Consider the following 26,229-nt stretch of genomic DNA (forward strand, 5'->3'; position numbering starts at 1 on the left):
CGAGCGAGCCGTAAAGGTTCCATAAAAGGCAGCAGTCCAGGCCGGAGCGCGGCTCTACGCTCCACTGGACGCCATCCCCGCGTCCCGCACCAGCAGGAGCCATGAGCACACTCACCCGACCCCCCGCCGAGCCGAGCCCCAAGCGACGCCACCACGACCAGCACCCGCTGAGGACCTGGCTCCTCGAGGGGATGCCCGAGACGGCCGGCAAGAGGCAAGGCCCCCACGGGGTGCCCAAAGAAGACCACAGGCCCGCCTCGTGGTGGCGGGTCATGTGCCTCACCGGCGTCGACTACTTCTCGACCCTCGGCTACCAGCCCGCCATCGCGGCGCTCGCCGCGGGGCTGCTGGCCCCGATGGCGACGGTCATCCTCGTGATCGTCACCCTCGCGGGAGCGCTCCCGGTCTACCGCCGGGTGGCGCGCGAGAGCCACCGCGGCGAGGGGTCGATCGCCATGCTCGAGCGGCTCATGGGCCGGTGGACCGGGAAGCTGTTCGTACTGGCGCTCCTCGGCTTCGCGGCCACGGACTTCATGATCACCATGACGCTCTCGGCGGCAGACGCGAGCGCGCACCTCATCGAGAACCCGTTCGCGCCGGAGGCGTTCCACGGCCAGCAGGTCACCATCACGCTCGTGCTCATCGCGGCGCTCGCGGTCGTGTTCCTGCGCGGGTTCAAGGAGGCCATCAACGTCGCGGTCGTGCTTGTGGGGCTGTATCTGGCGCTGAACGCGGTGGTGGTCGGGACCGCCGTCGTGCGCGTGTTCACGGAAGGTGCCGTGGTCACCGACTGGTGGACCACGCTCACCACCCAGCACAGCGACCCCCTCATGATGGTGGGCATCTCCCTGCTCGTGTTCCCGAAGCTCGCGCTCGGCCTGTCCGGCTTCGAGACCGGCGTGGCCGTCATGCCGCAGGTCAAGGGCTACCCGACGGACACCGAGGAGAACCCCGAGGGCCGGATCCGCGGGACGCACCGGCTCCTGACCACCGCGGCGCTCATCATGTCCTCGTTCCTGATCACCTCGAGCTTCGCCACGACCGTGCTCATCCCCGCCCAGGAGTTCGAGGACGGCGGCAAGGCCAACGGGCGCGCCCTCGCCTACCTCGCCCACCAGTTCTTCGGCGACGGGTTCGGCACGGTCTACGACATCTCCACCATCGCGATCCTCTGGTTCGCAGGGGCCTCGGCCATGGCCGGGCTCCTCAACCTCGTCCCGAGGTACCTCCCCCGCTACGGGATGGCGCCGGCGTGGACGCGCGCGGTGCGGCCGCTCGTGCTCGTGTTCTCCGCGGTCGCGTTCCTCATCACGTGGATCTTCGACGCGAACGTCGAGGCCCAGGGCGGCGCGTACGCCACCGGCGTCCTCGTGCTCATGACCTCGGCGGCGGTGGCCGTGACGCTCTCGGCGAAGCACCGCAGGCAGAGGTCCCGCACCTGGGCGTTCGGGATAGTCAGCGCCGTGTTCACCTACACGACGATCGCCAACGTGGTCGAGCGGCCGGACGGCATCCGGATCGCGGCGCTGTTCATCGTCGGCATCATCGTGGTCTCGTTCGCCTCCCGCGTGCGGCGCTCGTTCGAGCTGCGCGCCACCCACGTCCGCCTCGACGAGCAGGCCCTCGAGTTCCTCACCGACGTCGAGCAGGGCCCGATCCGGCTCATCGCCCACGAGCCGAAGCGCCTCGACTCCGAGCGCTACCGCAACAAGCTCGAGCACGCCCGGGCCGCGAACCACCTGCCCGAGGACGCGGACATCCTGTTCATCGAGATCGTCGTGGACGACTCCTCCGAATTCGAGCAGGAGCTCGACGTGGTGGGCATCAAGCGGCACGGCTTCAAGGTGCTCGAGGTGCACTCGAACAACGTGCCCAACACCCTCGCGGCCGTGCTCCTGCACCTGCGCAACGTCACCGGCCTCATGCCGCACATCTACTTCCGCTGGACCGAGGGCAACCCCGTCACGAACCTCACGAAGTTCCTGTTCTTCGGCGAGGGCGAGATCGCCCCGGTGACCCGCGAGGTGCTCCGCGAGGCCGAGCCGGACATCACCGAGCGCCCCTGGGTCCACGTCGGCTGACCCGTCTCCCGGCCCGCGGCCGTCTCGGGTACACATCACAACCCCCTCAGCCGCCTCGAGTACGCGAGATGCGGCGTGGGGCCCTGGCGGTTACGCACGACGGCGCCGGCCCACCTCGCGCTGACCGCTTGACCTTCCGTACTGAACGGCTTTTCGTTGAAATGACGGGGGCTTCGAAGGAGGACTGAGCCATGAGGGCCTTCTACAACCTCTGGTACCGCCGCGGCACTCCGCACTGGGTGGGCCCGGCCCGGGCGGAGCTCGTTCGGCTGGTCGAGTCGGGCCGCATCCCGCCGGGCCGGTCCCTCGACCTGGGCTGCGGCGAAGGGGACAACTCCGTGTTCCTCGCGCGGCACGGCTTCGAGGCGACCGGCGTCGACTTCGCCCCGGCAGCCCTTGCGAAGGCGAGGTCGAAGGCGGAGGCGGCGGGCGTCGTCGTGCGATTCATCGAAGACGACCTCACCACCATGCGCCGCGTGTCCGGTCCCTTCGATGTCCTCGTGGACTACGGCTCGTTCGACGACCTGCATGGACGCGACCGGGACGCGTACGTGCGCGCGGTCGTGCCGCTGCTCCGCGCTGGAGGGCTGTTCCTGCTGTGGTGCTTCGAGTGGGTTCCGTCGCTGTGGGAGAGGGCGGCCGTGGCAGCGCTGCCCTTCGGCGACATGGCGCTGCGCCCGGGTGAGGTCGAGGAGCGCTTCGGACGGGACTTCTCGATCGAGCGCATCGCGGGCGAGTCCGGGCTGAAGGGCTGGCCGCACGGGTGGGCTGCGTACCTCATGACGCGGCGGTGACGCGGGCCGCCGGCCTTCCCGGCCGGATGGGGCTTGCGCTGGGCAAGGGCCGGGTCAGCGCGAGGCTGCCGGGACGAGGATCCAGAGGACGGTCGCGGGCCTGTCCGTGGGGTTGACCCAGGTGTGCGGTTCGCGGCCGGGGAAGGTGAGCGTGTCCCCGGCACTGAGGGCGTACCGCTCGTTGGTCATCACGAGCTCGATCTGGCCGCGGACCACGTGGAGCACGTCCACGTCGCAGTCCACGGCATAGAGCTCCGACTCCCCGGTGCCGCGCGGCTCGATGTCCGCCTGCAGCACCTGCACCCGCCGCTCCGACCTCGCGGTGAGGAGCTTCTCCACGATCCCCTCGCCGCCGAGGGAGATCCGCGGGGCCTCGGCGGCACGGGTGAGGTGGGTCTCGGGCGTGGCGAAGAGATCGCCGATCGAGAGGGAGAGGACCTGGCACAGCGTCACGAGCGAGGCGACCGAGGGGGAGGTGAGGTCCCGCTCCACCCGTGAGAGGAACCCCTTCGTCAGCCCGGTCGCGTCTGCCACCTGCTCGATGGTCATCCGCTGGGACTGCCGCGCGGCGCGGATGCGGGAACCGATGGCGACGGGGGCGTTGCTCGGCTCGACGGGCAGGGCTTTCATCTGGTTCTCCCCAAGGCGCTGGAGGCAGGCTGGCGTTCTGCCAGGACGATGTGCTCGGTCCCGCAAGCCTAGAGGACAACAGCCGTTGCCTTCTAGGCACCCATGCCCGGGGAGCGCGGGATTGCGGCCCGCCTAACTCAGGAGCAACGGTATACCGGCCGAAAATCGGCGGCCAAAAGGACTACAGTGCTGGAGGCAAAGGCGCCCGCAGTTCGCCCGTGAAGCCCAGGAGACGCCATGCAGAAAACCTCCCCCACCGCGCCAGGACCCCGCCCGGACCCCTCCTCGTCCGACGTCCGGCGCTGGCGCCAGTACCTCGCCGACGAGCGGGCCGAGGCCGCGATCTACCGGGCGCTCGCCTCGCGCCGCGAGGGCGAGGAGCGCGACATCCTGCTCGGCCTGGCCGAGGCCGAGGGACGCCATGAGGCCCACTGGAGGACCCTGCTGGGCGAGAAGGCCGGCCGTCCCGTGGCGCCCTCGCTGCGCAGCCAGCTCCTCGGGTTCCTCGCCCGGCACTTCGGCAGCGTCTTCGTCCTCGCGCTCGCCCAGCGGGCCGAGAGCCGTTCCCCGTACGCGGATGACCCGTTCGCGACCCCCGCCATGGCGGCGGACGAGCGCATCCACGAGGAGGTCGTACGAGGCCTCGCGATCCGCGGCCGCACCCGCCTCTCCGGGACGTTCCGCGCGGCCGTGTTCGGGGCCAACGACGGCCTCGTGAGCAACCTGTCCCTCGTGGCAGGCATGGCCGCCTCGGGCGTCGCGAGCCATGTCGTGCTGCTCTCGGGCGTCGCAGGGCTGCTTGCCGGCGCGCTGTCCATGGGCGCCGGGGAGTTCATCTCCGTCCGCTCGCAGCGCGAGCTGCTCTCGGCGTCGCGCCCCACCCAGATCACCCTGACCGCCGCCCCGGACCTGGACCTCACCCAGAACGAGCTCGTGCTCGTCTACAAGGCGCGCGGCATGAGCCAGCAGGCCGCCGAGCACCGCGCGGCCGAGCGGCTCGGCCACTTCGCGTGCGACTGCGACCCGAGCCTGTCGCTCCACCCGGAGAAGGAGGAGGCCGAGGACGAGCACGAGGCCATCGGCTCCGCGTGGGGCGCCGCGCTCTCGAGCTTCTGCTTCTTCGCCTCGGGCGCGATTGTGCCGATCATCCCGTTCCTCTTCGGCATGATCGGGGTTCCGGCGCTGGTCCTGGCCGCAGTCCTCGTGGGCCTCGCGCTCCTCGCCACCGGGGCAGTGGTCGGCCTGCTCGCCGGCGCCTCGCCGCTCACGCGGGCCCTGCGCCAGCTGGGCATCGGCTTCGGCGCGGCCGCGGTGACGTATGTCCTCGGCTGGGTCTTCGGGGCCACGGTCGGCTAGCAGGGCGGAGGCCGGCATCACGGCGCGTCCCGCGGCTCCTGCCACCGGACGGCGCGCAGCCGCTCCCGCGCGGGGTCTGCAGGACTGGCGCACCGCGTGCCTAGACTGACCCTGCGGCACCTGGTGGGGCCCGAGAGCCACGATCAGGCGCCCGTACTGAGGAATCAGGGGAAACGGGAGGAACTGCCATGGACCAGATCGAGAATGCTCGGCGCAGCCTCAGCAGAAGGGGGCTTCTGGGAATTGGCCTCGGCGCGGTGAGTGCCGGAGCACTGGCCGCCTGTTCCAGCTCCCCCACGCTTCCGGCGTCGTCGGGATCCGCGAGCGCGGGGGCGTCCGCCTCCGGCTCGGCGATCGACCTCGCGGCCTTCGATGCCGTCCTCTCGAAGGGGGCGGTCGCGGATGCCTCGCTCGTGGACGGCAACTCCTGGGCCAAGGCCATCAAGGACCGCGGGATGATCAACCGCGGCGGCACCGACACGTCGTCGCTCTTCTCGCTCAGGGACCCGACCACGGGGAAGGTCGCGGGCTTCGACGCGGGCATCTCCCAGCTCCTGGCGAAGTACATCACCGGGCAGCCGAAGGAGAACCTCAGCCAGGTCACGGTCGACACCCGGGAGACGCTCCTGCAGAACCAGTCCGTCGACCTGATCGTGGCGACCTACTCGATCACCCCCGCCCGCCAGCAGAAGGTCGACTTCGCGGGGCCGTACTACGAGTCGAAGTCGGCGATCCTGGTCAAGTCCACCAACAACGACATCAACTCCGTCGACGACCTCGCAGGCAAGAACGTCGCGACCCAGGCGGCGAGCACCGGCGTCGCGCTCCTGCAGAAGTACGCGCCCAAGGCGAACGTGCAGACCTTCGACGACAACCCGAAGTGCCTCGCGGCGGTGCAGCAGGGCCGTGTCGACGCGTACGTGATCGACCAGTCGATCCTGCTGTCGAACGTCGCGAAGAACAAGGACGTCAAGATCGTCGGGGAGCCGTTCGGCTCGTCGGATCCGTACGGGATCGGACTGCACAAGGGCAGCGATGCGCTCGCCTTCGTCAACGCCTGGCTGAAGGTCATGGAGGGCGACGGATCATGGGCCGCCCTCTGGAAGGCGACCGTCGGCCAGGTGGTCAAGACGGAGCCGCCCGCGCCGCCCGCCATCGCCTCCTGACCCATGGAGGAGCTGTTCAGCACCTACCTGCCGGAGCTGCTCGACGGCCTCTGGATGACCCTCAGGCTCACGGCGGTCAGCTTTCTGGGCTCGCTCGTGGTCGGCACGGTCGCGGCTGCCTTCCGGATCAGCCCGATCGTGCCGCTCCGCGCCGTGGGCAGGGTCTACGTCGAGCTGTTCGTCAACATCCCGCTGATCAGCCTCCTGGTCGTCGTGACGTTCGGGCTGCCTGACATCGGGGTGACGTTCGACCTCTTCACGTGCGCCGCCCTGTCCATGACGCTGCTGGGCGGGGCGTTCACGTGCGAGGCCATCCGCACGGGCATCAACGCGGTCTCGGTCGGGCAGATCGAGGCGGCCCGCTCGATCGGGCTGGACTTCTCGGGGGTGCTCCGGCACGTCCTGTTCCCGCAGGCCTACCGGAGCGTGGTCCAGCCGCTCGTGAACGTCTTCATCGGGATCCTCCTGAGCTCCTCGCTCGCGGGGGTCATCGGCGTCAAGGACCTCACGCTCCAGGTGTCCGAGATCAACAACCAGGCGGCTCTGGGGCTCGCGGCGTACGTCGTCGTCGCCTTCGCCTACGTCATCATCTCGCTCCTCGCCGGTGGCCTCGGCGCGCGGCTCGAGAAGCGGTGGAGGGTCCAGCGGTGAGCACTCAGGAGCACATCTTCGACGCGGCAGGACCGCGGGCGCGGCGCACGATCCGGGCGGTGACGGCCCTCAGCCTCCTGGCGATCGCGGCCGTCGCCATCCTGATCGTCCTGCGCTTCGGCCAGGCAGGACAGCTCGCCGCCGACCGCTGGGCGGAGTTCACGCAGTGGCCCTACCTCCAGTTCCTGCTGGCGGGCCTGGGCAACACCGCCCTCGCGGCCGGGGCCTCCGCGGTCTTCGCCATCCCCACGGCGCTGCTCATGGCGTTGGGGCGCACCTCGCGCCGCGCCTGGCTGCGGCTGCCGGCGATCGCCTACGTCGAGTTCTTCCGTTCGGTCCCGCTCCTGCTCGTCGTCTACGTCTTCGTGAGCGGACTGCCGTCCTACGGGATCAACCCGGACATCTTCTGGAAGCTCGTCATTCCCATCACACTGTGCAGCTCGGCGGTGATGGCGGAGATCTTCCGGGCCGGCATCCTCGCCCTTCCCGCCGGGCAGGTCGAGGCAGCCCTCAGCATCGGGCTCCAGCCCTCTCAGGCCACCCGGTACGTGGTCCTGCCGCAGGCCGTGCGCATCGTTGTGCCCTCGATGGTCGCGCAGCTCGTCGTGCTCCTGAAGGACACGACCCTCGGCTACGCGGTCAGCTACCCGGAGCTGATGAAGACGGCCAACAACCTCACGGCGTACACGAGCCACCTCATCCAGACCTTCCTCGTCATCGCCGCCGTCTACATCGTCACCAACATCCTCATCTCGCACTTCGCCCGGTACCTGGAACGACGGATCTCGGGCCGGACCGCGCGGCCGGCCCGGGCCGTGGCCGAGCAGGAGCCCGCGGGGGCGCCGATCGGCTGAAGGGCGTCGGGGCGGCCGGCTCTGGGCCCGTCCCGCTCAGGCGCTCGCGATCCCGCGCGCGGCGGCGATGACGGCGTCGACCCGACGGGGCCTGCTCAGCCCCGGCGGGACGGCCGCCACCACGGCATTGTGCGGCGTCGGGTCAGAAACCGGCACCATGACCACGCCCGACGAAGCGAACAGCTCCCCCATCCCCTCCCAGACGTTCACCACCGAGTAGGCCAGGCCCCGGGCGACGATGCCCCGGATGTTCTCGGCGACGACGCTCCTCCACCGGACCCGCGGCTCGACCCCGGCGGAGCGGAACATGGCCAGGACCCGCTCCGCGCTGGGAGGAACGTCGAACAGGACCGCGTCCTCGTCGGCGAGGTCAGCGAACGCGAGCGACTCCCGGCCGGCGAGCGGGTGGGACTCGTGGAGCATGATCTGCGGACGGGACTCCGCCACCGCCACGAGGTCGACGCCGCCGATCGCCTGGAGCGAGTAGACGAACGCCGCGTCGAGCTCACCGTCTGCGACGGCGCGTTGGAGCTCCTCGGCCGCGCCCTCGCGGAACTCGACGCTGATCTCCGGCCAGCGCTCTCCGACCTCGGCGAGGAGGCGGGGCACGAGCCTCGGCCCAATCGCGATCATGCACCCGAGCCGGACCCGCCCGCGGAGCTCCTCGAAGCCCGTCCTGATCGCGTCCGGGATGTCGGCCGCCTCGGAGAGGATCCGGCGGGCCCGCGCCCCGAGCTCGACGCCGGCGGCCGTCGGAACCACCTTCTTGGAGCGCGCCCGGACCAGGAGGTCGACGCCGAGCGACCGTTCGAGCTGCGCGATGGCCATGGACGCGGCGGCCTGCGAGATCCGGCAGGCCTGCGCTGCCTCGGTGACGGAGCCCGTGTCGAGGACTGCGACGAAGTACTCGAGCTGCCGCAGCGTGAAGTCTGACATCAAGGCTCCTTATGTCTTGGCTCGGAATGATTGATTATACAAATGGAGTGGCCGAGGACACACTGGATCCCAGATCCGCAGGACCGGAAGAACAGGAATCCCCATGGCAGCCCCACTCGCCCCGCACATCGTCACCCTCGGCACCGCCGGCGGCCCCCGGTGGTGGGCCGCCGCCGACTCGGGCGAGCGCACCGGGATCGCGACCGCCGTCGTGGTCGGCGAGTCCTTCTACCTCGTGGACGTGGGCCAGGGAGCGGGCCGCCGCATCGCACAGGCGGGCCTTGACCTGAAGGACCTCCGGGCCCTGTTCATCACGCACCTGCACTCCGACCACGTCTACGACCTCGCGGGCCTCGGCATCTTCGGCCTCTACGCCCTGCAGGACCGGGCCGGGAAGGACCCGGTGCGCATCCTCGGCCCCGGCAACCGCGGCGCACTGCCCCCGGTGTCCCCGCGCGCCGTCGTGCGTCCCGAGCCCCTCGCGCCGCAGAGCCCGACGCCGGGCACCCGGGAGATGTTCGAGACCCTCATGGCCGCTCACGCCACGGACCTCAACGACCGCATCCTCGACTCGCTCAAGCCGAGCCCGCTGGACGTGTTCAGCGCCGAGGACATCGAGATCCCGGCCGGGATCGGCTACCACCCGAACGACAACCAGACCCCCGAGATGGACCCGTTCGAGGTCTACCGGGACGAGCTCGTCACTGTCACGGCGATCCTGGTCGAGCACCCTCCCGTCGCGCCGGCGTTCGCGTTCCGCTTCGACACCGCCGAGGGCTCGGTGACGATCTCCGGCGACACCTGCTACACCCCCAACCTCATCACCCTCGCGCAGGGCACCGACCTGCTCCTGCACGAGGCCATCGACTTCGACTGGGTCGAGTCCCTCTACGGGGACAAGACCGACGAAGCCTCCCGCGCCGCGCGCGACCACCACTACAAGTCGCACACGAGCGTCCGCGAGGCAGCCAAGGCCGCCGACGCCGCGGGTGCAGCCGCGCTCGCCCTGCACCATCTGGTGCCCGGCCACGCGCCGCAGGCCGTCTGGGCCGAGGCCGCCGAGCACTTCACCGGGAGCTTCGTGCTGCCCAACGACCTCGACGTCATCCCCTTCGGCCGCCAGCGCTGACGGCCGACCCACCTGAGTCCATCATTGGAAGAGGACCACCGTGACCACTGAAAGCACCGCCACCACCGAGAGCACCATGGCAACCGAGACCACCCGTCGGCAGCAGACCCGGTCGACCGAGACGCTCAACACGAAGGACATGCGCCGCATCCTGGCCTCGTCCTTCGCCGGCAGCGCCATCGAGTACTACGACTTCATGCTCTACGCGACCGCGGCCTCGCTCGTGTTCGACAAGGTGTTCTTCGCGAACCTCGGCCCCGGCTTCGCACTGTTCGCCTCGTTCGTGACCCTCGCCGTCGGATACGTGGCCCGGCCCCTCGGCGGGCTCATCTTCGGCCATTTCGGCGACCTCGTGGGCCGGAAGAAGATGCTCGTGCTGTCCATGGTGATCATGGGCGCCGGCACGATCGCCATCGGCCTGCTCCCCCCGACGGCCCAGGTCGGAATGGTCGCCCCCATTGCGCTCGTGCTGCTGCGCCTCGTCCAGGGCGTCGCGGTGGGCGGCGAATGGGGCGGCGCCGCGCTCATGGCGATCGAGCACGCTCCGCAGAAGCACCGCGGCTTCGCAGCCTCCTTCGCCAACGCCGGCGGCCCCGCCGGGGCGATCCTCGGCACGCTGGCGCTCTCGTTCTTCGCCGCGATCTCGGGCAGCCAGTTCCTGGCGTGGGGCTGGCGGGTGCCGTTCCTGCTCTCGGCGGTCCTGATCGCCGTCGGCCTCGTGATCCGCCTCAAGGTCTCCGAGACCCCGGCCTTCCAGCGGCTCGAGGCCGCGAGCGAGAAGCGCCGGGTGCCGATCGTCGACGTCCTGCGCCACTCGAAGCGCGCCGTCCTGCTCGGCCTGGCCGCGACCACCGCCTTCTACGTCTGCCAGGCCATGACCACGGTGTGGGGCGTCTCGGTCGCCGTCGAGTCCGGTGCCGACAAGAACGGCGTGCTCAACATCAAGGCGGGCGCGGCGGTCCTGACCCTCGTGATGTGCTTCGTCTCGGCGCGCCTCTCCGACCGGTTCGGACGACGCCGCGTGCTCGCCTTCGGCGCCCTGCTCGGCATCGTCGCGGCGTACCCGACGGTCCTGCTCATGACCAACGGCACGCTCTGGGGCTTCGGGCTCGCGATCTTCATCGGCAACGGCCTCGTGCAGGGCATCCTCTACGGCCCGATCGCGGCGTACGTCGCGGAGCAGTTCCCGACCCGGCACCGCTACACGGGAGCATCGCTCGCTTACCACACTGCGTCGATGCTGGGCGCCGGCTTCACCCCGATGATCATCACCGGCCTGACCCTCGCCGCCGGGGGCGCGCTGTGGCCCGTCGCGGCATTCTGGATCGGCATCCTGCTCGTCGCGTTCGTCGCGGTCCGCGCCACCCCGGAGGGGACCCGGCGGGACCTCGACTGATACCCCGAGCAGCGGGACAGGACCCCGCAACGACAGGGACAGGACCCTTCAACCGCACTGGTTGCGGGGTCCCGTCCCGTGCGTTGCGGGGTCCCGTCCCGTGCGTTGCGGGGTCAGCCGAGGACCGCGACCGCCTCCTCGACCGAGTCGACGAGATGCACGCGCCCAGCCATGCCCCGCCCCTCGGCGAGGCGCGCCAGCAGGGGCCACGCGGGCAGCTCCTCGGTCCAGTGGCGCACCCCGAGGAGGACCATGGGCGTGATCGTCTCGGGAGTGCCGTAGTAGTTCTCGCACGCGTCCTGGAACACCTCCTGGACGGTGCCGGCCGCGCCGGGGAGGAACACGACGCCCCCGGTGCACTTCTCGAGCAGCACCGCCTCGCGCACCGAGTTCGCGAAGTACTTCGCGATGTGGGTGGCGAACATGTTCGGCGGCTCGTGCCCGTAGAACCAGGTCGGGATGCCGAGGCTCGCCGTCCCGCCCGGGAAGCGCCCGAGCACCGCGAGCGCCGCCCGCGCCCACGCGCTCACGGACGGGCGGAACGAGGGGACGACGGCGATCTCCCGGAGCGCCGCGGCGAACTCGCGGTCGGGCAGGGCCGCGAGGTACGCCCCGAGGTTTGCCGCCTCCATCGCCCCGGGACCGCCGCCCGTGGCGACCACATGCCCCGCCGCGGCGATCGCGCGCCCGAGCCGCGCGGCGTCGTCGTACGTGTGGCTCCCCCGCGCCGCCGCGTGGGCGCCCATGACGCCGACCACGCGCCTCCCCGCGCCGAGCTCCTCGAGCGTGTCGAGGAGGGCGTCGCCGATGTGGTGGTCGTGGAGGGCCGCGGACAGGGCGGACTCGACGCCGGCGCGGCCCTGTCGCTTGGTCCAGGCGTAGATCCGGGCGTCCGGGGTCTCCTCGTAGGGCCGGGCGAGGACCCCCTCGTAGAGCTCGGGACCGGTGTAGAGGGTCGGACGGTAGGGGTTGAACGGCACACCGGGGAGTATCGGGAAGACCAGCGCGCCCCTGGCCCGCAGCGACTGCTCCATGCCGGGCTGCAGGGCGCAGCCGAGGAACATCGCCGCCGCCGGGTTGAGCGCCTTCAGCACGCCGGAACGCTCCGTGAGGTCGACGGACTGGACATGCCAGCCGGTCATCTCGGTGGCCCCCGCCTCGACGAGCGCGTCGAACTGCTCGAGCGACTCGACCTCCAGAGTGCGCGGCATCGGGTTGAGCGCTGGGGCGGGGTCCATGGGGCCAGCGTAGCGGGACACCGTTTCGGGTACAGATGATCGCGCCCAAGCGGCCTTTCGGGTACGCGACGGCGTGGCGGGAAGGCGCTCTGGTGCGAAACTCGCGTACCCGAAACGGGCGGGGCGCGAATTTGGCGTACCTGAAACGGGCGGGGCGCGAATTTGGCGTACCCGAAACGGGTCAGGCGCGGGCGGGGACCCCCACTTGGACGGGGGCGCCGGTCTCGAGGGACTCCTGGGCTGCGTGGGCCACGCAGGACGCTGCCACCGCGTCCTCCGGGGTGCAGGGATTCTCCCGCTCGCCGAGCACGAGCTCGACGAACGCCACAAGCTCGGCGCGGTACGCGGCGTCGAACCGCTCGGCGAAGGTCTTGTGCGTCTCGCCCGCGGGGAACGCGACCCCGGCCTCGGTGGATCGCAGCGCGGTCTTGTCGTCGAGCCCGACCATGACCGAGGACTTCGAGCCCTGGATCTCGAGCCGCACGTCGTGGCCAGTACCGTTGTAGCGGGTCGCGGAGACGGTGCCGACCGTGCCGTCGTCGAACGTGACGACCGCGAGCGCCGTGTCGACGTCGCCGACCTCGCCGATCGCCGGGTCGCCGTTGTTGGAGCCCTTCGCGTAGACCTCGGTGATCTCGCGGCCGGTGAGCCAGCGCAGGATGTCGAAGTCGTGCACGGAGCAGTCGCGGAAGAGCCCGCCCGAGGTGGCGATGAACTCCACCGACGGCGGGACCATGTCCCCGGTCATCGCGCGCAGCGAGTGGATCCAGCCGATCTCTCCCGCGTCGAAGCGGCGCTTGGCCTCGAGGTAGCCGGCGTCGAAGCGGCGCTGGTGGCCGATCTGGACCGTGCCGCCCTTCTCGGCGATGTACTCGAGCACGGGCCGGGACTCTGCGACGGAGCCCGCGACCGGCTTCTCGCAGAACACGGGCAGGCCGGCGTCGACGCCGGCGCGGATGAGCTCGGGGTGGGTCTGGGTGCCGGTCGCGACGACGAGCGCGTCGACGCCATGGGCGATGAGCCCGGCCGCGCCCCCGAGGACGAACTCCGCGCCGACCTCGGCGGCAACGCCGCGGGCGTGCTCCTCGGCCACGTCGGTGAGCGCGAGGCGCAGCTCGACGCCGCGCGCGGCGAGCTGCGGTGCGATTGCCGCGATGTTCCGGGCATGCATGACGCCGATCCGGCCGACGCCGACGAGCCCGAGGGTGACAGTCTTCATGAGGCACTCCATCGTGTTGTGGGAACGTTCCAACATTTCCCTTAGAGTATCTCTGAGGCCGCACGCGCGGTCAAGCTTTGTCCTGACATGAAAGGAGGTCGGGGTGGCGAAGTCCGTCACGATCCTCGACGTCGCCGCACGCGCGGGCGTCTCGAAGTCGGCCGCATCCCTCGCCTTGCGCGGGACGGGCTACGTGAGCGAGGCGAAGCGCCGCGCCGTCCTCGAGGCGGCCGCGGAGCTCGGCTACCGGCCGAACGCCGCCGCCCGCGCGATGGGCTCAGCCCGCAGCGGCACCGTGGGCCTCATCCTCGACGACCTGCGCAACCCGTGGTTCGTGCCCGCCGTCGAGGGCCTCTCCGACGGCCTTCACGCCGCGGGACTGAGCCCGCTGCTCGGGGACTGGCGGCTCGAGGGCGCGGCCGTCGCCGAGCGCTTCCTCGAACTGCGCGTGGAGGGCCTCGTGCTGGTGGGGACGCTCGACGGCGCCGAGACCGCCCTCCCCTCGCTCGCCGGGATCCCCGTGGTCCAGGTCGGCTCCCCGGTAGCCCAGGTCCCGGGCGCGGCCGTGGTGACGAACGACGACGCCGAGGGCGCCCGCCGCGTGATCCGCCACCTCGCGGCCCTCGGCCACCGCCGCATCGCGCACCTCTCCGCCCCCGGCACGCCGGTGGGCGAAGCGCGCCGCGCAGGGTTCGAGGACGAGGCCCGGCACGCCGGGATCGAGGCATCCACCGTCCCGGGCGGGCTGACGGAGGAGGCCGGGCGCCGGGCAGCCCTCGAGGCGCTCCGGCAGGATCCGCGGCCCACGGCGCTCTTCGCCGTGAACGACATGGCCGCCTTCGGTGCGCTCTCCGCCGCCGAGGAGCTGGGCCTGGGCGTCCCCGGGGACGTCTCCCTTGCGGGCTACGACGACACGCCCGCGTCGAGGCTGCGCGCCGTCGGCCTCACGAGCGTGGACAACGCGAGCCGCGAGGCCGGGCGCGTCGCGGCTGACCTGCTCGCCCAACGCATCGCCGGCGCGCAGGACTCGGGCCCGCGTGGCGCGGACGACGGCGGGACGGAACCTCCCGCCGTCGTCCTCCTGACCCCGGAGCTCAAGGCGCGCTCGAGCACGGCGCCGCCGCCCGCCCCGCCGACCGGCGTCGTGCGCTGACCCGGCCCCGCAGCGGTCCGCGCCCTCGGCGGTGCATCAGGTGAGCCGGAACGCGGGCACGAAGCCGGGGTCGGTCAGGGCCGGCCGGGTCAGCGAGAAGGGCCCGATCGGGAGGGAGGCCGCGCCGTCGACCGTGAGCTCGGCGAGGATCTTCCCGATGAGGCTCGCGAACTTGCCCGCGTGCCCGGCGCCGTTGAAGACCGCGACGTGGGGGCTGCCGGGGAGCGTGTCGAGGACGAAGTCGCGGTCCGGGGCCATGTCGTACACGCACGTCTTGTTGGCCCAGACCGGGCCGACCGCGGCGGGCAGGTGCCGCTCGAGGAAGCTGCGCAGGATGGCGGCCTCATCGTCGTCGCCCTCGAAGACCCGCTCGCTGCTGGTGATGAACCGCCCGCGCATGTCCCGGGCGAGCTTGACGCCCGGCTCTCCGTACACCGGGAAGCCGTAGAAGGTCTCGTCGCCGTGGAAGATCCAGATGGGGAACTTCTCGGGGGCGAAGTCGCCGAGGTTCGGCGAGGTGAAGTAGGTGACCTGCTCCTGTGAGAGCGTGAGCGGGTAGTCGAGCCCGAGGTCCGGCATGAGCTCGGGGAGCCAGGACGCGGCCGCGACGACCAGGTTCTCGGCGTGGAACTCGCCGCCGTCGGTCCTGACGGTGACGCTGTCTGGCCGGACGTCCAACCCCGTGACGCGGGTGTCGGGGAGGAACTGCACCCCGGCGGCGAGCGCAAGCGAGGTGTGGGCCGCGACGGTGGCGCGAATGTCGACCAGTCCCCCTGCGTCCTGGTACATGCCGGTGACGTCGTCGTCGATGCGCCACTGCGGGTAGCGCGCGCGGATCTCCGCCGCCGTGAGGTCCTCGTACGGGATGCCTTCGGCGGCGAGGGAGGCACGGTAGGCGTCGAGCTCGGCGAGGCTTGACTCGGCCGAGGTCGCGAGGTCCAGGCCGCCCGTCTTCACGTAGAGGGTCATCCCCGAGCGCTCCTCGACCTCGGCCCACGCCTCGAACATCGCCGGCGTGAGCTTGGTGTAGTCGCTGCTGTGGTAGGCGTGGCGGATGATCCGCGAGACGTCGCCGGAGGAGTTGAGCGTGTTGACGAGGCCGAACTGCTCCACCACGAGCACGCGCGTGCCGGGCCTGCGAGAGAGCCAGTAGGCGGCAGCGGATCCGATCGCGCCGGCTCCGATGACGATGTGGCTGTACCCGTTCTGCATTCCCTCTCCTCCGGAACGGCCTAGGAGGTCTGCGCCTTCGCCTTGGCCGCTGCCTTCTGCGCGCGCTTGTACTCGCGGACCTTCGCGAGGGACTCCGGCGAGACGATGTCGGCGACGCTGCGGTACGAGTCCTCCTCCCCGTAGGCACCGGACGCCTCGCGCCAGCCCGCGCCGGAGTACCCGTACTGCTTGCCGAGCAGGGCGAGGAAGATCTTCGCCTTCTGCTCCCCGAAGCCGGGCAGCTTCTTGAGCCGCTTGAGGACCTCGGCACCGTCAGGGTCGCCCTCGGTCCAGATCGCCTTGGCATCCCCGCCCCATTCCTGCTCGACCGCCCCGCACAGCGCCTGCACGCGGGCCGCCATCGAGCCGGGGAAGCGGTGCACGGCCGGAGTCTCCTTGAAGAGCTCCGCGAATTGGTCGGGGTTCATGTGCGCGAGCGCCTCAGGATCGAGGGTCCCGGCGCGCTGGGCGATCTTGAGCGGTCCGGCGAAGGCCGTCTCCATCGGGACCTGCTGGTCCAGGAGCATCCCGATGAGCAGGGCGAGCGGATCGTCGGTGAGCAGGCGGTCGGCGTCGGCGTCGCCGGTGATGCGCAGGGTCATGCGGCCCAGTCTCCCACCGGCCGCCGCTCGGGTCGACCGGCCGAACCCGCCCCGCGCCGTCGTGCGCTAGACCCCATCGACTGCTCCGCAAGTGTCGGTTTCAGGGCTCATAACGACACTTGCGGAGCAGTCGATGGGTTGGGGGTGGGGGTCAGGCCCGCGCCGGGGTGCCCTCGCCGATCATCCGGGCGGCCTCGAGCAGGACGCCGGCGGCGACCTCGAGTCCCTCGATCCGGCCGAGCGAGACGTCCTCGTGCTCGATGTTGACCATCATCTCCGGGTCCACGTCGCGCAGGGCGGCCAGGAACTCGGCCCAGTAGGCGGCGTCGTGCCCGCGGCCGAGCGCCACGAAGTCCCACGCCGAGTCCTTGGGCCACTCGTTCGCCCACTCGTCGCCGCCGAGGTTGGTGCGGGGCTCGTCCGGGGAGAGCCGGCGGAAGCGGTTGTCGAGGACGCCGTAGAGGCGCGCGTTCTCGGGGTTGACGCGCACGTCCTTGGCGGCCGCGTGGAACACGAGCGGGCCGAGCTCGCGGACCACCGCGACCGGGTCCATCTGCTGCCAGAACAGGTGCGACGCGTCCAGCTCGACACCCACGTGGGTCGCACCGGTCAGCTCGACGAGCCGGTACACGTCCGCCGTGTTGAACACGATGTTCTGCGGGTGGAGCTCGAGGGCCACCTTGACGCCGTGGTCCGCGGCGAACCGGTCGGTCTCGCGCCAGAACTCCGCAGCGATCCCCCACTGGTAGTCCAGCACGTCCAGGGCGGCCGAGTTCCAGGCGTTGACCACCCAGTTCGTCACGGTGGCGCCGGGCTCGCCGCCGGGCAGGCCGGACATGGTCACCACCCGGGTCTGGCCGAGCCGTTCCGCGAGGCGGATGGAGCGGCGGATGTCCTCCGCGTGCTTCTGGCCGATCTCGGGCTTCGGGTGCAGCGGGTTGCCGTTGCAGTTCAGGCCCGCAATGGCCACACCGGTGCCCTCGAAGAGGCCGAGGTAGTCGTCGCGGGCGGCGTCGCTGACGAGGATCTCGTCGAAGGTGGGGACGTGGACGGCGGGCAGGAAGCCGCCGGTGTTGATCTCGATCCCGGTCAGGCCGAGGTCGGCGATGACCTTGAGGGCCTCGGGCAGGGAACGGTCGTGCAGGACCGCATTGTAGACGCCGAGCTTCATGGTGTCGGTTCCTTTCAGGGGGTCAGCGCACGACGGCGGCGGCGGTCGGCTTGGGGGCGGATCCCACCTCGACGCGGCGGCCGGCATCCGCGGCGGAGGCGGCGACGGCGTCGAGGATCTCCATGTTCCGCACGCCCTCGTCGAAGGACGCGCAGCGCGGGAGGGACTCGGCCTCGGACAGGCCGGCGACCTCCTCGAGGAACGCACGCGCCTGGTAGCCGAAGGCGTCGTTCTGGCCGAAGCCCACGCTCGGGGCGTCCATGGCGAGCCCGCCGGCGATGTACGGGTGGTCGGGGCCGAGGATGACCTGGCGGTAGCCGTTCTGGGCGTAGGGGCCCTCGTGGAGGAACAGGCCGATCTCGGCCGGGCGGCGCTGGTCGAACACGGCCGCGCCGTTCTCGCAGAACACCTCGAACATGAGCGAGTTCGCGTGCCCTGCGGCGACGCGGGAGACCGAGAGCGAGCCGATGCACGAGGCGAACTCGGCCGAGAAGGAGGCGACGTCGTCGTTCTCCACCGGCTCGAAGCGGTCTGAGACGGCCGCGTGGTCGTGGCCCATGACGGCGCCGAGGGGCAGCGGGCGCTGGGCGATCGCCGTGGAGAGCTGGCCGCCGGAGACGGACTGGATGTCGCTGCAGAGGAACTCGCCCACGTAGGCGAGGTGGCTGCCGACGTCCGCGAGCGCTCCCGAGCCGGGGCCGCCCTTGTAGCGCCAGCTCATCGGGGCCTCGGGGCTGCAGCCGTAGTCGGTCCAGTAGCGGCCCGAGAAGTGCAGCGGGCGGCCGAGCGTGCCGTCCTGAATGAGCTGGCGGATCGCGGCGATGCCCGGCGTGCGGCGGAACGTGAAGCCGATGCGGCCCAGGACGCCGCGCTCCTCGGCGGCGCGGGCGGCGTCGGCCATCGCGCGGGCGTCCCCGAGCGAGTCGGAGAGCGGCTTCTCGCAGAGGACGTGCTTGCCGGCGGCGAGGAGGCCCTCGACGACCTCGCGGTGCAGCGAGTTGGCGATGACGACCGAGACGACGTCGATGTCGTCCGCCTCGGCGATGGCCTGCCAGCTCGGGTCGTGGCGGGCGTAGCCGAAGCGGGTCGCGGCGGCCTGGCCGAACTCGGCGTTGACGTCGCCGATGGAGACGAGGCGGATCTCCGGCAGGGTGGGGCGGTAGAGGGTGCTCGCGGTGCGGTACGCGGCGGCGTGGGCCTTGCCGGCCATGCCTGCGCCGATGACGGCGACGCCGAGGGGCTTGCTCATGTCTCTCTCCTTCGAGGGGTCCGGCGTCGCCGGAGGCAAAATGTGCTTTTGGAGCGCTCCAAAACAGAGTAGAGGCGGTGAGTTTGTCCTGTCAATAGAGAGAGTGGCGGGGCGTTTCCCGGTGCGTGCCCGGCGGCGGGTGCCATGATGGACCCGTGCCAGCCGATGCGAGCCCCCGTCCGACGATCTACGACGTCGCGCAGCGGGCCGGCGTGTCGAAGTCGCTCGTCTCGCTCGTGCTGCGCGGTTCCCCCCACGTGAGCGAGGCGCGGCGGGAGGCCGTCGAGGCCGCCATCGAAGAGCTGGGCTACCGTCCGTCGCGTGCCGCCGCAGCCCTCGCCAGCCAGCGCACGCGCACGGTCGGGGTCCTCATCGACGACTTCCACAACCCTTGGTTCGTCGAGCTCCTCGCGGGGCTGCGCTCGGTCCTCGACCCGGCCGGGTACACCGCGAGCGTCGCCGATCTCCAGCTCGACGCGGCTTCGGGCCGCAATCCCGTGGACGGCTTCCTCGCCCAGCACGTCGACGCGCTCGTCGTCGCCGCCGAGCCCGCGCCCGGCGCGCTCGACGGCGTGGGCGTGCCGATCGTCGTCGCCGGCACCCGCGAACTGGGCGGCGCGCAGGACGCCGATGTCGTGGCCGGCGACGACGAGGTGGGCGCGCGCCTCGCGACTGAGCACCTCATCGGTTTGGGGCACCGCCGCATCGGCCACCTGACCGGCCGCAGCGGGCCCGGCGCGCATCGGCGACGGGGATACGAGGCCGCGATGGCGGCGGCTGGCCTCGCGCCCGCCGTGACAGGCGAGGACGGCGGGACCTCCGAGGAGGACGGCTATGCCGCGGCGTGCGACCTGCTCGACGGGACCGCGGGCGTGACGGCGATCGTCGCAGGCAACGACGTCATGGCCGTTGGGGCGCTGGCGGCGCTTCGCGAACGCGGCCTGTCCGTGCCGGCCGAGGTGTCGCTTGTCGGTCACGACGACTCGCCTCTCGCCGCCTACCGGTACCTCCAGCTCACGAGCGTCGACGGACACTCACGAGAGGTCGGCGCCGCCGCCGCCCGGACCCTGCTCTCCCGGCTGGACCACCCTGACGCTCCCCCGCACCGCGAGCTCCTGGCGCCCGAGCTCGTGGTCCGCGCCTCGACGGCCCCTGCGGCTTCCGTCTGAGGGTCCTCTCCTGAGGGTCATCTCCTGAGGGTCATCGTCTGAGCGGCGCCCGAAACTGCACATCTCGCGGAAGACGCCCCCAGTGGTCGCTTCTGGCCGTGGCTTGCGCAGTTCCTGACATCTGCCGCGCCCGGCGCCGCGCATATCGACACCATTCAGAGCCCAATCCGACCCTGCGGAGCCCCTTCCGGCGCCGAGTGATGTCGATATGCGCGCCTCACTCCCCCGGGTAGACGATTCCCACCTGTCGCCGCAGCTCGTCCGCGACGCGCAGCGCCAGGATGCTTGCCTCGAGCGGCCGCTCCGCCACCTCGGTTTCCCCCTGGAGCTCTTGCGTCGATTTCGACGACGTCCATCACCCCTGTCAACAGTTTGTCCATACATATGCACTAATTTTTGGAGCGCGCCGAAGCGGAGATGATGGTTTGTCACCTCCTAGAGACAAGTGCGGGCAGACCACCCTCCCGCCGAAATTCCCGGAGGAATGGGGTTGCCGCTGCTAAGATGAGCATTGAAAATTTGTCCTATCAAATAAACAAAGCGGTTCGGGGACACAGGACCCGTCACCTCGACCCAAGGAGGGGTCATGGCAGCCAGCCTCAACATCCCGATCGACCGCTCGTCCCCCATTCCCCTGTACCACCAGGTGGTCCAGGGCATCGAGGCGATGATCCGCAGCGGCACCCTTGAGCCCGGCTCGAGGCTCGAGAACGAAATCGAGCTGGCGGCGCAGCTCAACCTCTCGCGCCCGACCATGCGCAAGGCGATGGACGAGCTGGTCCGCGCCGGCCTGCTCGTGCGCAAGCGCGGCGTGGGCACCCAGGTCGTCGCGAGCCAGGTGCGCCGGCACCTCGAGCTCTCGAGCCTCTTCGACGACCTCTCCCGCGGCGGCAAGCAGCCCACCACGAAGGTCCTCGCGTTCCGTCATGGCCCCGCCGAGCGGGACATCGCGCAGACGCTGCAGCTGCCGCCCGACGTCGGCGTCTACCACTTCACACGCCTGCGCTCGGTCGGCGAGAAGCCGTTGGCCCTCATGGAGAACTGGGTGCGCGACGACGTCGCCGAGCTCACCGAGGAAGGCCTGCGCCAGAGCGGCATGTACCAGATCCTGCGCGACGCGGGGGTGAACTTCCGCCTCGCGAACCAGCGCATCGGCGCCACCGTCGCCGACGAGTACCAGGCCGAGCTCCTCGAGACCGCGCCCGGCTCGGCGCTCGTGACGATGGAGCGCACCGCCGTGGACGACACCGGGCGCAACGTCGAGACCGGCCGGCACGTCTACCGGGCGGACTCGTACAGCTTCGAGATGACGCTGGTCCAGCGCTGAGGCAGCGCCCGAGCAGCACCTGACGAAAGGAATCACATGGCAGAGTGGGTCTACCCCCTCGGGACGGCCAAGGACGGCGACTGGCAGGTCTCCCTCGGCGCCCACGACAGCTCCACGGCCGTGGACGGCTGGGAGCACACGGGCCTCAAGGTCGCCGAGCTCGCGCCCGGCGCCTCGGTCTCCCTCGAGGCCGCTGGCGAGGAGCGGATCGTCGTGCCTCTCGCCGGCGCATTCGAGGTGACGGTCGACGGCGTCGTCCACTCCCTGCGCGGCCGCGCCTCGGTCTTCGCCGGGCCGAGCGACGTGCTCTACACCGGGATCGGGAGGTCGGTGGAGATCTCGAGCGCCCAGGGCGGCCGCGTCGCCGTCGCGCTCGCCCCCGCGAAGGCGGAGTACCCGACCCGGCTCGTGCGCGCCGAGGAGACCCCGGTCGAGCTGCGTGGCGCGGGGAACTGCTCGCGCCAGGTGCACAACTTCGGCACGCCCGCCGCGCTCGAGGCCGACCGCTTCATCGTGTGCGAGGTCATCACGCCGGCCGGCAACTGGTCCTCGTACCCCCCGCACAAGCACGATGAGGAGAAGGACGGGGAGACGTTCCTCGAGGAGATCTACTACTTCGAGACACGTCTGGCCCCGGGCTCGCCCACGGGTTCCGAGGCTGCCGCGGGCCAGGATCCGGTGGGCTACGCGCGCGTGTACGCCTCCGACGAGCGGCCGATCGATGTCAACGCAGAGGTGCGCACGGGCGACGTCGTGCTGGTCCCCTACGGCTGGCACGGCCCGGCGATGGCGGCCCCCGGCTACGACCTCTACTACCTCAACGTGATGGCCGGCCCGGGCCGGGTCCGCGAGTGGCTCATCAGCGACGACCCGCACCACGGCTGGATCCGCTCCACCTGGGACGCCCAGCAGGTCGACGCCCGCCTCCCCTTCACCGCCTGACCCACCGCCCACCCTGTTTCGGGTACAGCTCTTCCCGCCCCACGGCGTTTCGGGTACAGCTCTTTCGCTCCACACGCTTCTCAGGTACGACGGCGGGTGGCCGGCCCCGGCGGGGCGGCCGCGCCGTCGTGCGCGCGCGGGGTGACCTCGCCCCCACACGGGATGACCTCGCCCCCACACGGGGTGACCTCGGGCGCACACGGGGTGACCTCGGGCGCACACGGGGTGACCTCGGCGGCGGGGGACGGCGAAGGGCCCAGGCGCGGTGAGCGGGTCACCGGGCCCGGGCCCTTCGGGATCCGGTCATCCCCCCATCGGGGCGTCCGGAAGCTGCGTCAGCGGGAGGCGTTCGCGACCCGGTCCTGCATGGTGCGCAGCTGGAAGCGGGACACCTCGTCGGCGGTCTCGTTCTCGGCGAAGACGCTTGAGACCATGACGGTGTCGTCGCGGTCGAGGAAACCGATCTCGCCCAGGCCGCCGAAGAACTCGTCCCAGTTGACGTCGCCGTCGCCGATCTTGAGGTGCTGGTGCACGCGCACGTCGTTGCCGGGCGGATTGGTGATGTACCGCAGTCCGTGGGAGGCATGGTGATTCATCGTGTCGGAAACGTGGACCACGCGGAGGCGCTCCCCGGCCGCCCGCATGATCTGAAGCGGTTCGTCCTTCATGTGGAAGGTGTGCGAGGCGACGTAGACCATCCCGATGCTGGGCGAGTTGATGCCGCGGATCACGCGCAGGGCTGCGAGGCCCTCCTCGACGAAGTCGTCGGGGTGCGGATCGATCGCCACGTGGACGCCCTCGCGCTCGAAGACGGGGACGAGCTCCTCCATGGACTTGTAGAAGCAGGCCTCAGACTCCTCGGGCTTCTCGGGGCGCCCCGAGAATTCCGTGTTCATCTGGCTGCATCCCAGGTCCACGGTGATCTGGACGGCACGCTTCCAGTACCGCACCGCGGCCTCGCGCATCGTCTCGTCCGGGCCGGACCAGCGCAGCACGGGCAGGACCGAGGCGACCTCGACCTCCGCGTCGGCGCACGCCTTGCGGAACTGCCGGACGAGCTCGTCGTCGGCCTTGGGGTGCGTGAAGAACGGGATGAAGTCCCGGTGCGGGGTCATCTGGAGGTACTTGTAGCCCAGCTCCGCGGCGAGGGCGGGGAACTCGAGCAGCGAATGCGTGGAGTGGAACGGGGTGGGATCGAGCGCGAACTTCACTTCGCCGCCTCCGCAGCTGCGCCGGCACGGTACAGCTCCGGCTTCTCGTTGAGCACGACGGCGACCTTCTCGCCGCTCTTCTGCGCCTCGACACCCGCCTCGCAGCAGGCAGCGGTGGCGTAGCCGTCCCAGGCCGAGGGGCCGCCGATCCCGCCACGCAGCGCCGCATCGACCCAGGCCTGGACCTCGACGTCGTAGGCTGCGCCGAAGCGCTCGATGAAGCTGGGCGTGACCTCGCCGCCCCAACGGCCGGCCCGGCGGATGTAGGCGCCGCCGTCGTTGCCGATGTCCACGATCCCGTCCTCGAACGCGGCCTGGGTGGCGACCTCGTAGCCGAACTGGGCGTTGACGAAGATCTCGACGTCGGCGAGGACGCCGGACTCCGTCTCGATGAGGACGTGCTGCGGGTCGTGCTGGCCTGCCGGCGCCTTCGAGGAGGCCTTGCCGAGGCGCACCTGGACGGAGGTGATCTCCTCGCCCGTGAGGTAGCGGATCACGTCGAACTCGTGCACCACGGAGTCATTGATGAGCATCTCGTTGGTGAAGCCTCCCGGGGTGTCGGGGTTGCGGTGCCTGCAGTGCAGCATGAGCAGCTCGCCGAGGTCGCCGCCGCGGATAAGGCCGCCCAGCTGCGCGTACTCGGCGTCGAAGCGGCGCATGAAGCCGACCTGGATGCGCTGGCGGCCCAGCCGCTGCTCGGCCTCGACGATCTTCCACGCCGAGGCGGCGTCCGGGGTGAGCGGCTTCTCGCACAGGATCGGGATGTCCAGCTCGAGGGCCTCGAGGAGGGCCTGCTCGTGCAGGAAGCCGGGCGTGGCGATGAGGACGGCGTCCACCGTGCCGGACGCATAGGCCTCCGCCGGGGTCGCGAACGCCTGGGCGCCCGGGATGTCCGCGATCGCGGCCTTGGCCCGGTCGAGGTCGATGTCGACGACGGCGGCGACGTCGGCGCCGTGGATGCGCGTGTGGAGGCGCTGGATGTGGTCAGCGCCCATACGGCCGGCGCCGATGACGGCGACGCGCAGGTTCTCAGCCATGGGAATGTGCCTTTCTTGGTCTGTGTCCGTGGACCGGCAGGTCAGGAGACGCGGGTGCGGGACCCGCAGGAGAGGAGGTAGTTGCGGGTGCGCTTGGCGATCGGGAGCGGGACGTCGAACGCGACCGGGTACATGTCCTGCTCGACGATGCCGAAGATCGGGCGGTCGAGCTTCTCGACCTCCTCGAGGACCTCGCGCAGATCCGGCAGGCCCCCGGGCGGCTCGGTCATCACGCCGGCCGCGTTGGCGGCCGCGAACGTGAGGTTCTCGGCCCGGACCCGCTCCATCACGCCAGGGTCCACCTGCTTGAGGTGCAGGTAGCCGATGCGCTCGGGATACCTGCGGATCAGGTCCACGCTGGACGCGCCGCCGTACTCCGCGTGCCCAGTGTCGAGGCAGAGGTTCAGGAGCGCGGGGTCGGTGTTCTTCAGGAGGGTCTCGATGTCCTCCTGCGTGAGCACATGCGAGTCGGCGTGGGAGTGGAACTGCTGCGCCAGGCCGAACTGCTCGTGCAGGCGGCGGCCCAGCTCGTTGTGGCCGTTGAACAGCGAGTCCCACTGCTCGGAGGACAGGACCTGGTTCTCGACCGCCTCGCCGGTGACGTCGTCGCGCCACATGGCGGGGATGACGACGATGTGCTCGCCGCCCATGGCCGCCGTCAGCTCGGCCACGCGCCGGGCCGGCTCCCAGGCCTCCTCGAAGGCCTCGTCCCCCGGCCGCCCGCCCCGGTGGAACGCGGTGAACACGGTCCCTGCGGAGACCTGCAGGTCGCGGGCCTTGAGCTCGTCGGCGAGCCGGGACGGGTCCGTCGGCAGGTAGCCGTAGGGGCCCAGCTCGATCCACTTGTAGCCGGCCTCGGCCACCTCGTCGAGGAAGCGCTCCCACGGGGTCTGCTTCGGGTCGTCGGCGAACCAGACGCCCCACGAGTCGGGGGCCGTCCCGATGAGGATCTTGTTCTCGGTGTCAGTCATGGTGCTCCTTCGTGGTCGGGCCGAGCCGGTGGTTGAGCGGAGTCGGAACCACTTACGGGTTCCGACTCCGCTGGGCTCCGCTGAACCAGCGTGGCTAGTTGGAGGGGAAGTTGTAGGAGGCGCCGGAGGCGTGGGCGGGTTCGGGCCAGCGCTGGGTGATGACCTTGGCGCGGGTGTAGAAGGCCACGCCTTCCTCGCCGTAGATGTGCTTGTCCCCGAAGAGGGAGTTCTTCCACCCGCCGAAGGAGTGGTACGCGACCGGGACCGGGATCGGGACGTTGACCCCGATCATGCCCACGTGCACCCCGCGGTGGAACCTGCGGGCGTTGGACCCGGAGGAGGTGAAGATCGCGGTGCCGTTGCCGTAGGGGTTGGAGTTGATCAGCTCGATCGCCTCCTCCACCGTCTGGACCCGCACCACGGACAGGACCGGGCCGAAGATCTCCTCCGTGTACGCCTCGGTGTCGATGGCCACGTTGTCGATGACGGTGGGCCCGAACCAGTTCCCGCCCTCCTTCCCGGCCACGGTGAACTCCCGCCCGTCCACGACCAGGTCCGCCCCGGCCTCGGCCGCGGCGGTGACGATGCCCTTCATCCGGTCCCTGGAGGCGGCGGTGATGATCGGGCCCATCTCCGCGCCCGGGTCGGTGCCCTCGGCGACCTTGACGGCCTCGGCCCGGTCCTTGACCTTCCCCACCAGCGGGTCGGCGGCCTCCCCGACGGCCACGGCGACGC

The 26,229-nt window shown here is 70.9% G+C and carries 24 protein-coding genes; 12 read left to right on the top strand and 12 right to left on the bottom strand.

The window, feature by feature from the left end:
• Positions 1–101: 101 nt before the first annotated feature.
• Both ACQ5BE_RS15160 and ACQ5BE_RS15165 read left to right on the top strand, forming a co-directional pair.
• Positions 102–2,081 (top strand): amino acid transporter, encoded by a 1,980-nt coding sequence (locus ACQ5BE_RS15160; RefSeq protein WP_430297835.1) that lies wholly within the window; start codon positions 102–104, stop codon positions 2,079–2,081.
• 191 nt (positions 2,082–2,272) lie between these two features.
• A complete protein-coding gene (locus tag ACQ5BE_RS15165; protein WP_430297836.1) occupies positions 2,273–2,875 on the top strand; it encodes a class I SAM-dependent methyltransferase in 603 nt (200 codons plus the stop codon).
• 54 nt (positions 2,876–2,929) lie between these two features.
• On the opposite strand, the gene ACQ5BE_RS15170 is transcribed toward ACQ5BE_RS15165, so the two are convergent.
• Complete coding sequence (locus tag ACQ5BE_RS15170; RefSeq protein ID WP_344299305.1) at positions 2,930–3,505, bottom strand: cupin domain-containing protein; 576 nt, start codon at positions 3,503–3,505, stop codon at positions 2,930–2,932.
• A gap of 237 nt (positions 3,506–3,742) precedes the next feature.
• On the opposite strand from ACQ5BE_RS15170, the gene ACQ5BE_RS15175 reads away from it, so the two are divergent.
• The 4 genes from ACQ5BE_RS15175 to ACQ5BE_RS15190 all read left to right on the top strand — a co-directional run bounded on the left by ACQ5BE_RS15175 (position 3,743) and on the right by ACQ5BE_RS15190 (position 7,532).
• A complete protein-coding gene (locus ACQ5BE_RS15175) occupies positions 3,743–4,861 on the top strand; it encodes a VIT1/CCC1 transporter family protein (RefSeq protein WP_430297837.1) in 1,119 nt (372 codons plus the stop codon).
• 188 nt (positions 4,862–5,049) lie between these two features.
• Positions 5,050–6,027 carry a glutamate ABC transporter substrate-binding protein gene (locus tag ACQ5BE_RS15180; RefSeq protein ID WP_430297838.1) on the top strand — a complete coding sequence of 326 codons (978 nt, stop codon included), beginning with the start codon at positions 5,050–5,052 and terminating at the stop codon, positions 6,025–6,027.
• 3 nt (positions 6,028–6,030) lie between these two features.
• Positions 6,031–6,678, top strand: a complete 648-nt coding sequence (locus ACQ5BE_RS15185; RefSeq protein WP_430297840.1) for an amino acid ABC transporter permease — start codon at positions 6,031–6,033, stop codon at positions 6,676–6,678.
• The gene (locus tag ACQ5BE_RS15190; protein ID WP_430297842.1) at positions 6,675–7,532 is read left to right on the top strand and encodes an amino acid ABC transporter permease; all 858 of its coding nucleotides are present in this window, start codon (positions 6,675–6,677) and stop codon (positions 7,530–7,532) included. Before ACQ5BE_RS15185 ends, ACQ5BE_RS15190 begins: the two co-directional genes overlap by 4 nt.
• Before the next feature lie 36 nt (positions 7,533–7,568).
• Here the strand turns inward: ACQ5BE_RS15190 and ACQ5BE_RS15195 are convergent, their stop codons facing one another.
• Positions 7,569–8,468, bottom strand: a complete 900-nt coding sequence (locus ACQ5BE_RS15195; RefSeq protein WP_430297843.1) for a LysR family transcriptional regulator — start codon at positions 8,466–8,468, stop codon at positions 7,569–7,571.
• Positions 8,469–8,571: 103 nt separating this feature from the next.
• On the opposite strand from ACQ5BE_RS15195, the gene ACQ5BE_RS15200 reads away from it, so the two are divergent.
• Together ACQ5BE_RS15200 and ACQ5BE_RS15205 are read left to right on the top strand one after the other, a co-directional pair.
• Positions 8,572–9,597, top strand: coding sequence for an MBL fold metallo-hydrolase (locus ACQ5BE_RS15200; protein ID WP_430297844.1), 1,026 nt, complete (start codon positions 8,572–8,574; stop codon positions 9,595–9,597).
• Positions 9,598–9,637: 40 nt separating this feature from the next.
• Positions 9,638–10,993: an MFS transporter gene (locus tag ACQ5BE_RS15205; RefSeq protein ID WP_430297845.1), complete on the top strand. Its 1,356-nt coding sequence runs from the start codon at positions 9,638–9,640 to the stop codon at positions 10,991–10,993.
• A gap of 113 nt (positions 10,994–11,106) precedes the next feature.
• Here the strand turns inward: ACQ5BE_RS15205 and ACQ5BE_RS15210 are convergent, their stop codons facing one another.
• A complete protein-coding gene (locus ACQ5BE_RS15210) occupies positions 11,107–12,231 on the bottom strand; it encodes an LOG family protein (RefSeq protein WP_430297846.1) in 1,125 nt (374 codons plus the stop codon).
• A gap of 181 nt (positions 12,232–12,412) precedes the next feature.
• Positions 12,413–13,450, bottom strand: coding sequence for a Gfo/Idh/MocA family protein (locus tag ACQ5BE_RS15215; protein ID WP_430297847.1), 1,038 nt, complete (start codon positions 13,448–13,450; stop codon positions 12,413–12,415).
• 103 nt (positions 13,451–13,553) lie between these two features.
• On the opposite strand from ACQ5BE_RS15215, the gene ACQ5BE_RS15220 reads away from it, so the two are divergent.
• On the top strand, positions 13,554–14,603 hold the full coding sequence (locus ACQ5BE_RS15220; RefSeq protein ID WP_430297848.1) for a LacI family DNA-binding transcriptional regulator: 1,050 nt from the start codon (positions 13,554–13,556) through the stop codon (positions 14,601–14,603).
• 36 nt (positions 14,604–14,639) lie between these two features.
• Here the strand turns inward: ACQ5BE_RS15220 and solA are convergent, their stop codons facing one another.
• The 4 genes from solA to ACQ5BE_RS15240 all read right to left on the bottom strand — a co-directional run bounded on the left by solA (position 14,640) and on the right by ACQ5BE_RS15240 (position 18,837).
• A complete protein-coding gene (gene solA, locus ACQ5BE_RS15225) occupies positions 14,640–15,815 on the bottom strand; it encodes an N-methyl-L-tryptophan oxidase (RefSeq protein WP_430297849.1) in 1,176 nt (391 codons plus the stop codon).
• A 20-nt stretch (positions 15,816–15,835) separates the two neighbouring features.
• Complete coding sequence (locus ACQ5BE_RS15230) at positions 15,836–16,417, bottom strand: HhH-GPD-type base excision DNA repair protein (protein ID WP_430297850.1); 582 nt, start codon at positions 16,415–16,417, stop codon at positions 15,836–15,838.
• A gap of 151 nt (positions 16,418–16,568) precedes the next feature.
• Positions 16,569–17,588 carry a sugar phosphate isomerase/epimerase family protein gene (locus ACQ5BE_RS15235; protein ID WP_430297851.1) on the bottom strand — a complete coding sequence of 340 codons (1,020 nt, stop codon included), beginning with the start codon at positions 17,586–17,588 and terminating at the stop codon, positions 16,569–16,571.
• Positions 17,589–17,610: 22 nt separating this feature from the next.
• A complete protein-coding gene (locus ACQ5BE_RS15240) occupies positions 17,611–18,837 on the bottom strand; it encodes a Gfo/Idh/MocA family oxidoreductase (RefSeq protein WP_430297852.1) in 1,227 nt (408 codons plus the stop codon).
• 155 nt (positions 18,838–18,992) lie between these two features.
• Between ACQ5BE_RS15240 and ACQ5BE_RS15245 the strand changes: the two genes are divergently transcribed.
• From ACQ5BE_RS15245 to iolB, 3 genes are all read left to right on the top strand, one after another.
• Entirely contained in the window at positions 18,993–20,006 is a 1,014-nt protein-coding gene (locus ACQ5BE_RS15245; RefSeq protein WP_430297853.1) for a LacI family DNA-binding transcriptional regulator, read from the top strand.
• 586 nt (positions 20,007–20,592) lie between these two features.
• The gene (locus tag ACQ5BE_RS15250; RefSeq protein WP_430297854.1) at positions 20,593–21,333 is read left to right on the top strand and encodes a GntR family transcriptional regulator; all 741 of its coding nucleotides are present in this window, start codon (positions 20,593–20,595) and stop codon (positions 21,331–21,333) included.
• A 36-nt stretch (positions 21,334–21,369) separates the two neighbouring features.
• The gene (gene iolB, locus ACQ5BE_RS15255; RefSeq protein ID WP_430297855.1) at positions 21,370–22,275 is read left to right on the top strand and encodes a 5-deoxy-glucuronate isomerase; all 906 of its coding nucleotides are present in this window, start codon (positions 21,370–21,372) and stop codon (positions 22,273–22,275) included.
• 335 nt (positions 22,276–22,610) lie between these two features.
• Here iolB and ACQ5BE_RS15260 read toward each other — a convergent pair whose 3' ends face one another.
• The 4 genes from ACQ5BE_RS15260 to ACQ5BE_RS15275 form a co-directional block, all read right to left on the bottom strand.
• Complete coding sequence (locus ACQ5BE_RS15260) at positions 22,611–23,486, bottom strand: sugar phosphate isomerase/epimerase family protein (RefSeq protein ID WP_430297856.1); 876 nt, start codon at positions 23,484–23,486, stop codon at positions 22,611–22,613.
• Positions 23,483–24,523 carry a Gfo/Idh/MocA family protein gene (locus ACQ5BE_RS15265; protein ID WP_430297857.1) on the bottom strand — a complete coding sequence of 347 codons (1,041 nt, stop codon included), beginning with the start codon at positions 24,521–24,523 and terminating at the stop codon, positions 23,483–23,485. The genes ACQ5BE_RS15260 and ACQ5BE_RS15265 overlap by 4 nt, the downstream gene beginning before the upstream one ends.
• A gap of 41 nt (positions 24,524–24,564) precedes the next feature.
• Positions 24,565–25,494 carry a sugar phosphate isomerase/epimerase family protein gene (locus tag ACQ5BE_RS15270; RefSeq protein WP_430297858.1) on the bottom strand — a complete coding sequence of 310 codons (930 nt, stop codon included), beginning with the start codon at positions 25,492–25,494 and terminating at the stop codon, positions 24,565–24,567.
• A gap of 94 nt (positions 25,495–25,588) precedes the next feature.
• Positions 25,589–26,229, bottom strand: a 641-nt coding sequence (locus ACQ5BE_RS15275) for an aldehyde dehydrogenase family protein (protein WP_430297859.1), incomplete at its 5' end; no start/stop codon positions are given.

Origin of the sequence: Sinomonas sp. B1-1 (assembly GCF_050474465.1) — a bacterium.
Taxonomy (GTDB): Bacteria; Actinomycetota; Actinomycetes; order Actinomycetales; family Micrococcaceae; genus Sinomonas; species Sinomonas flava.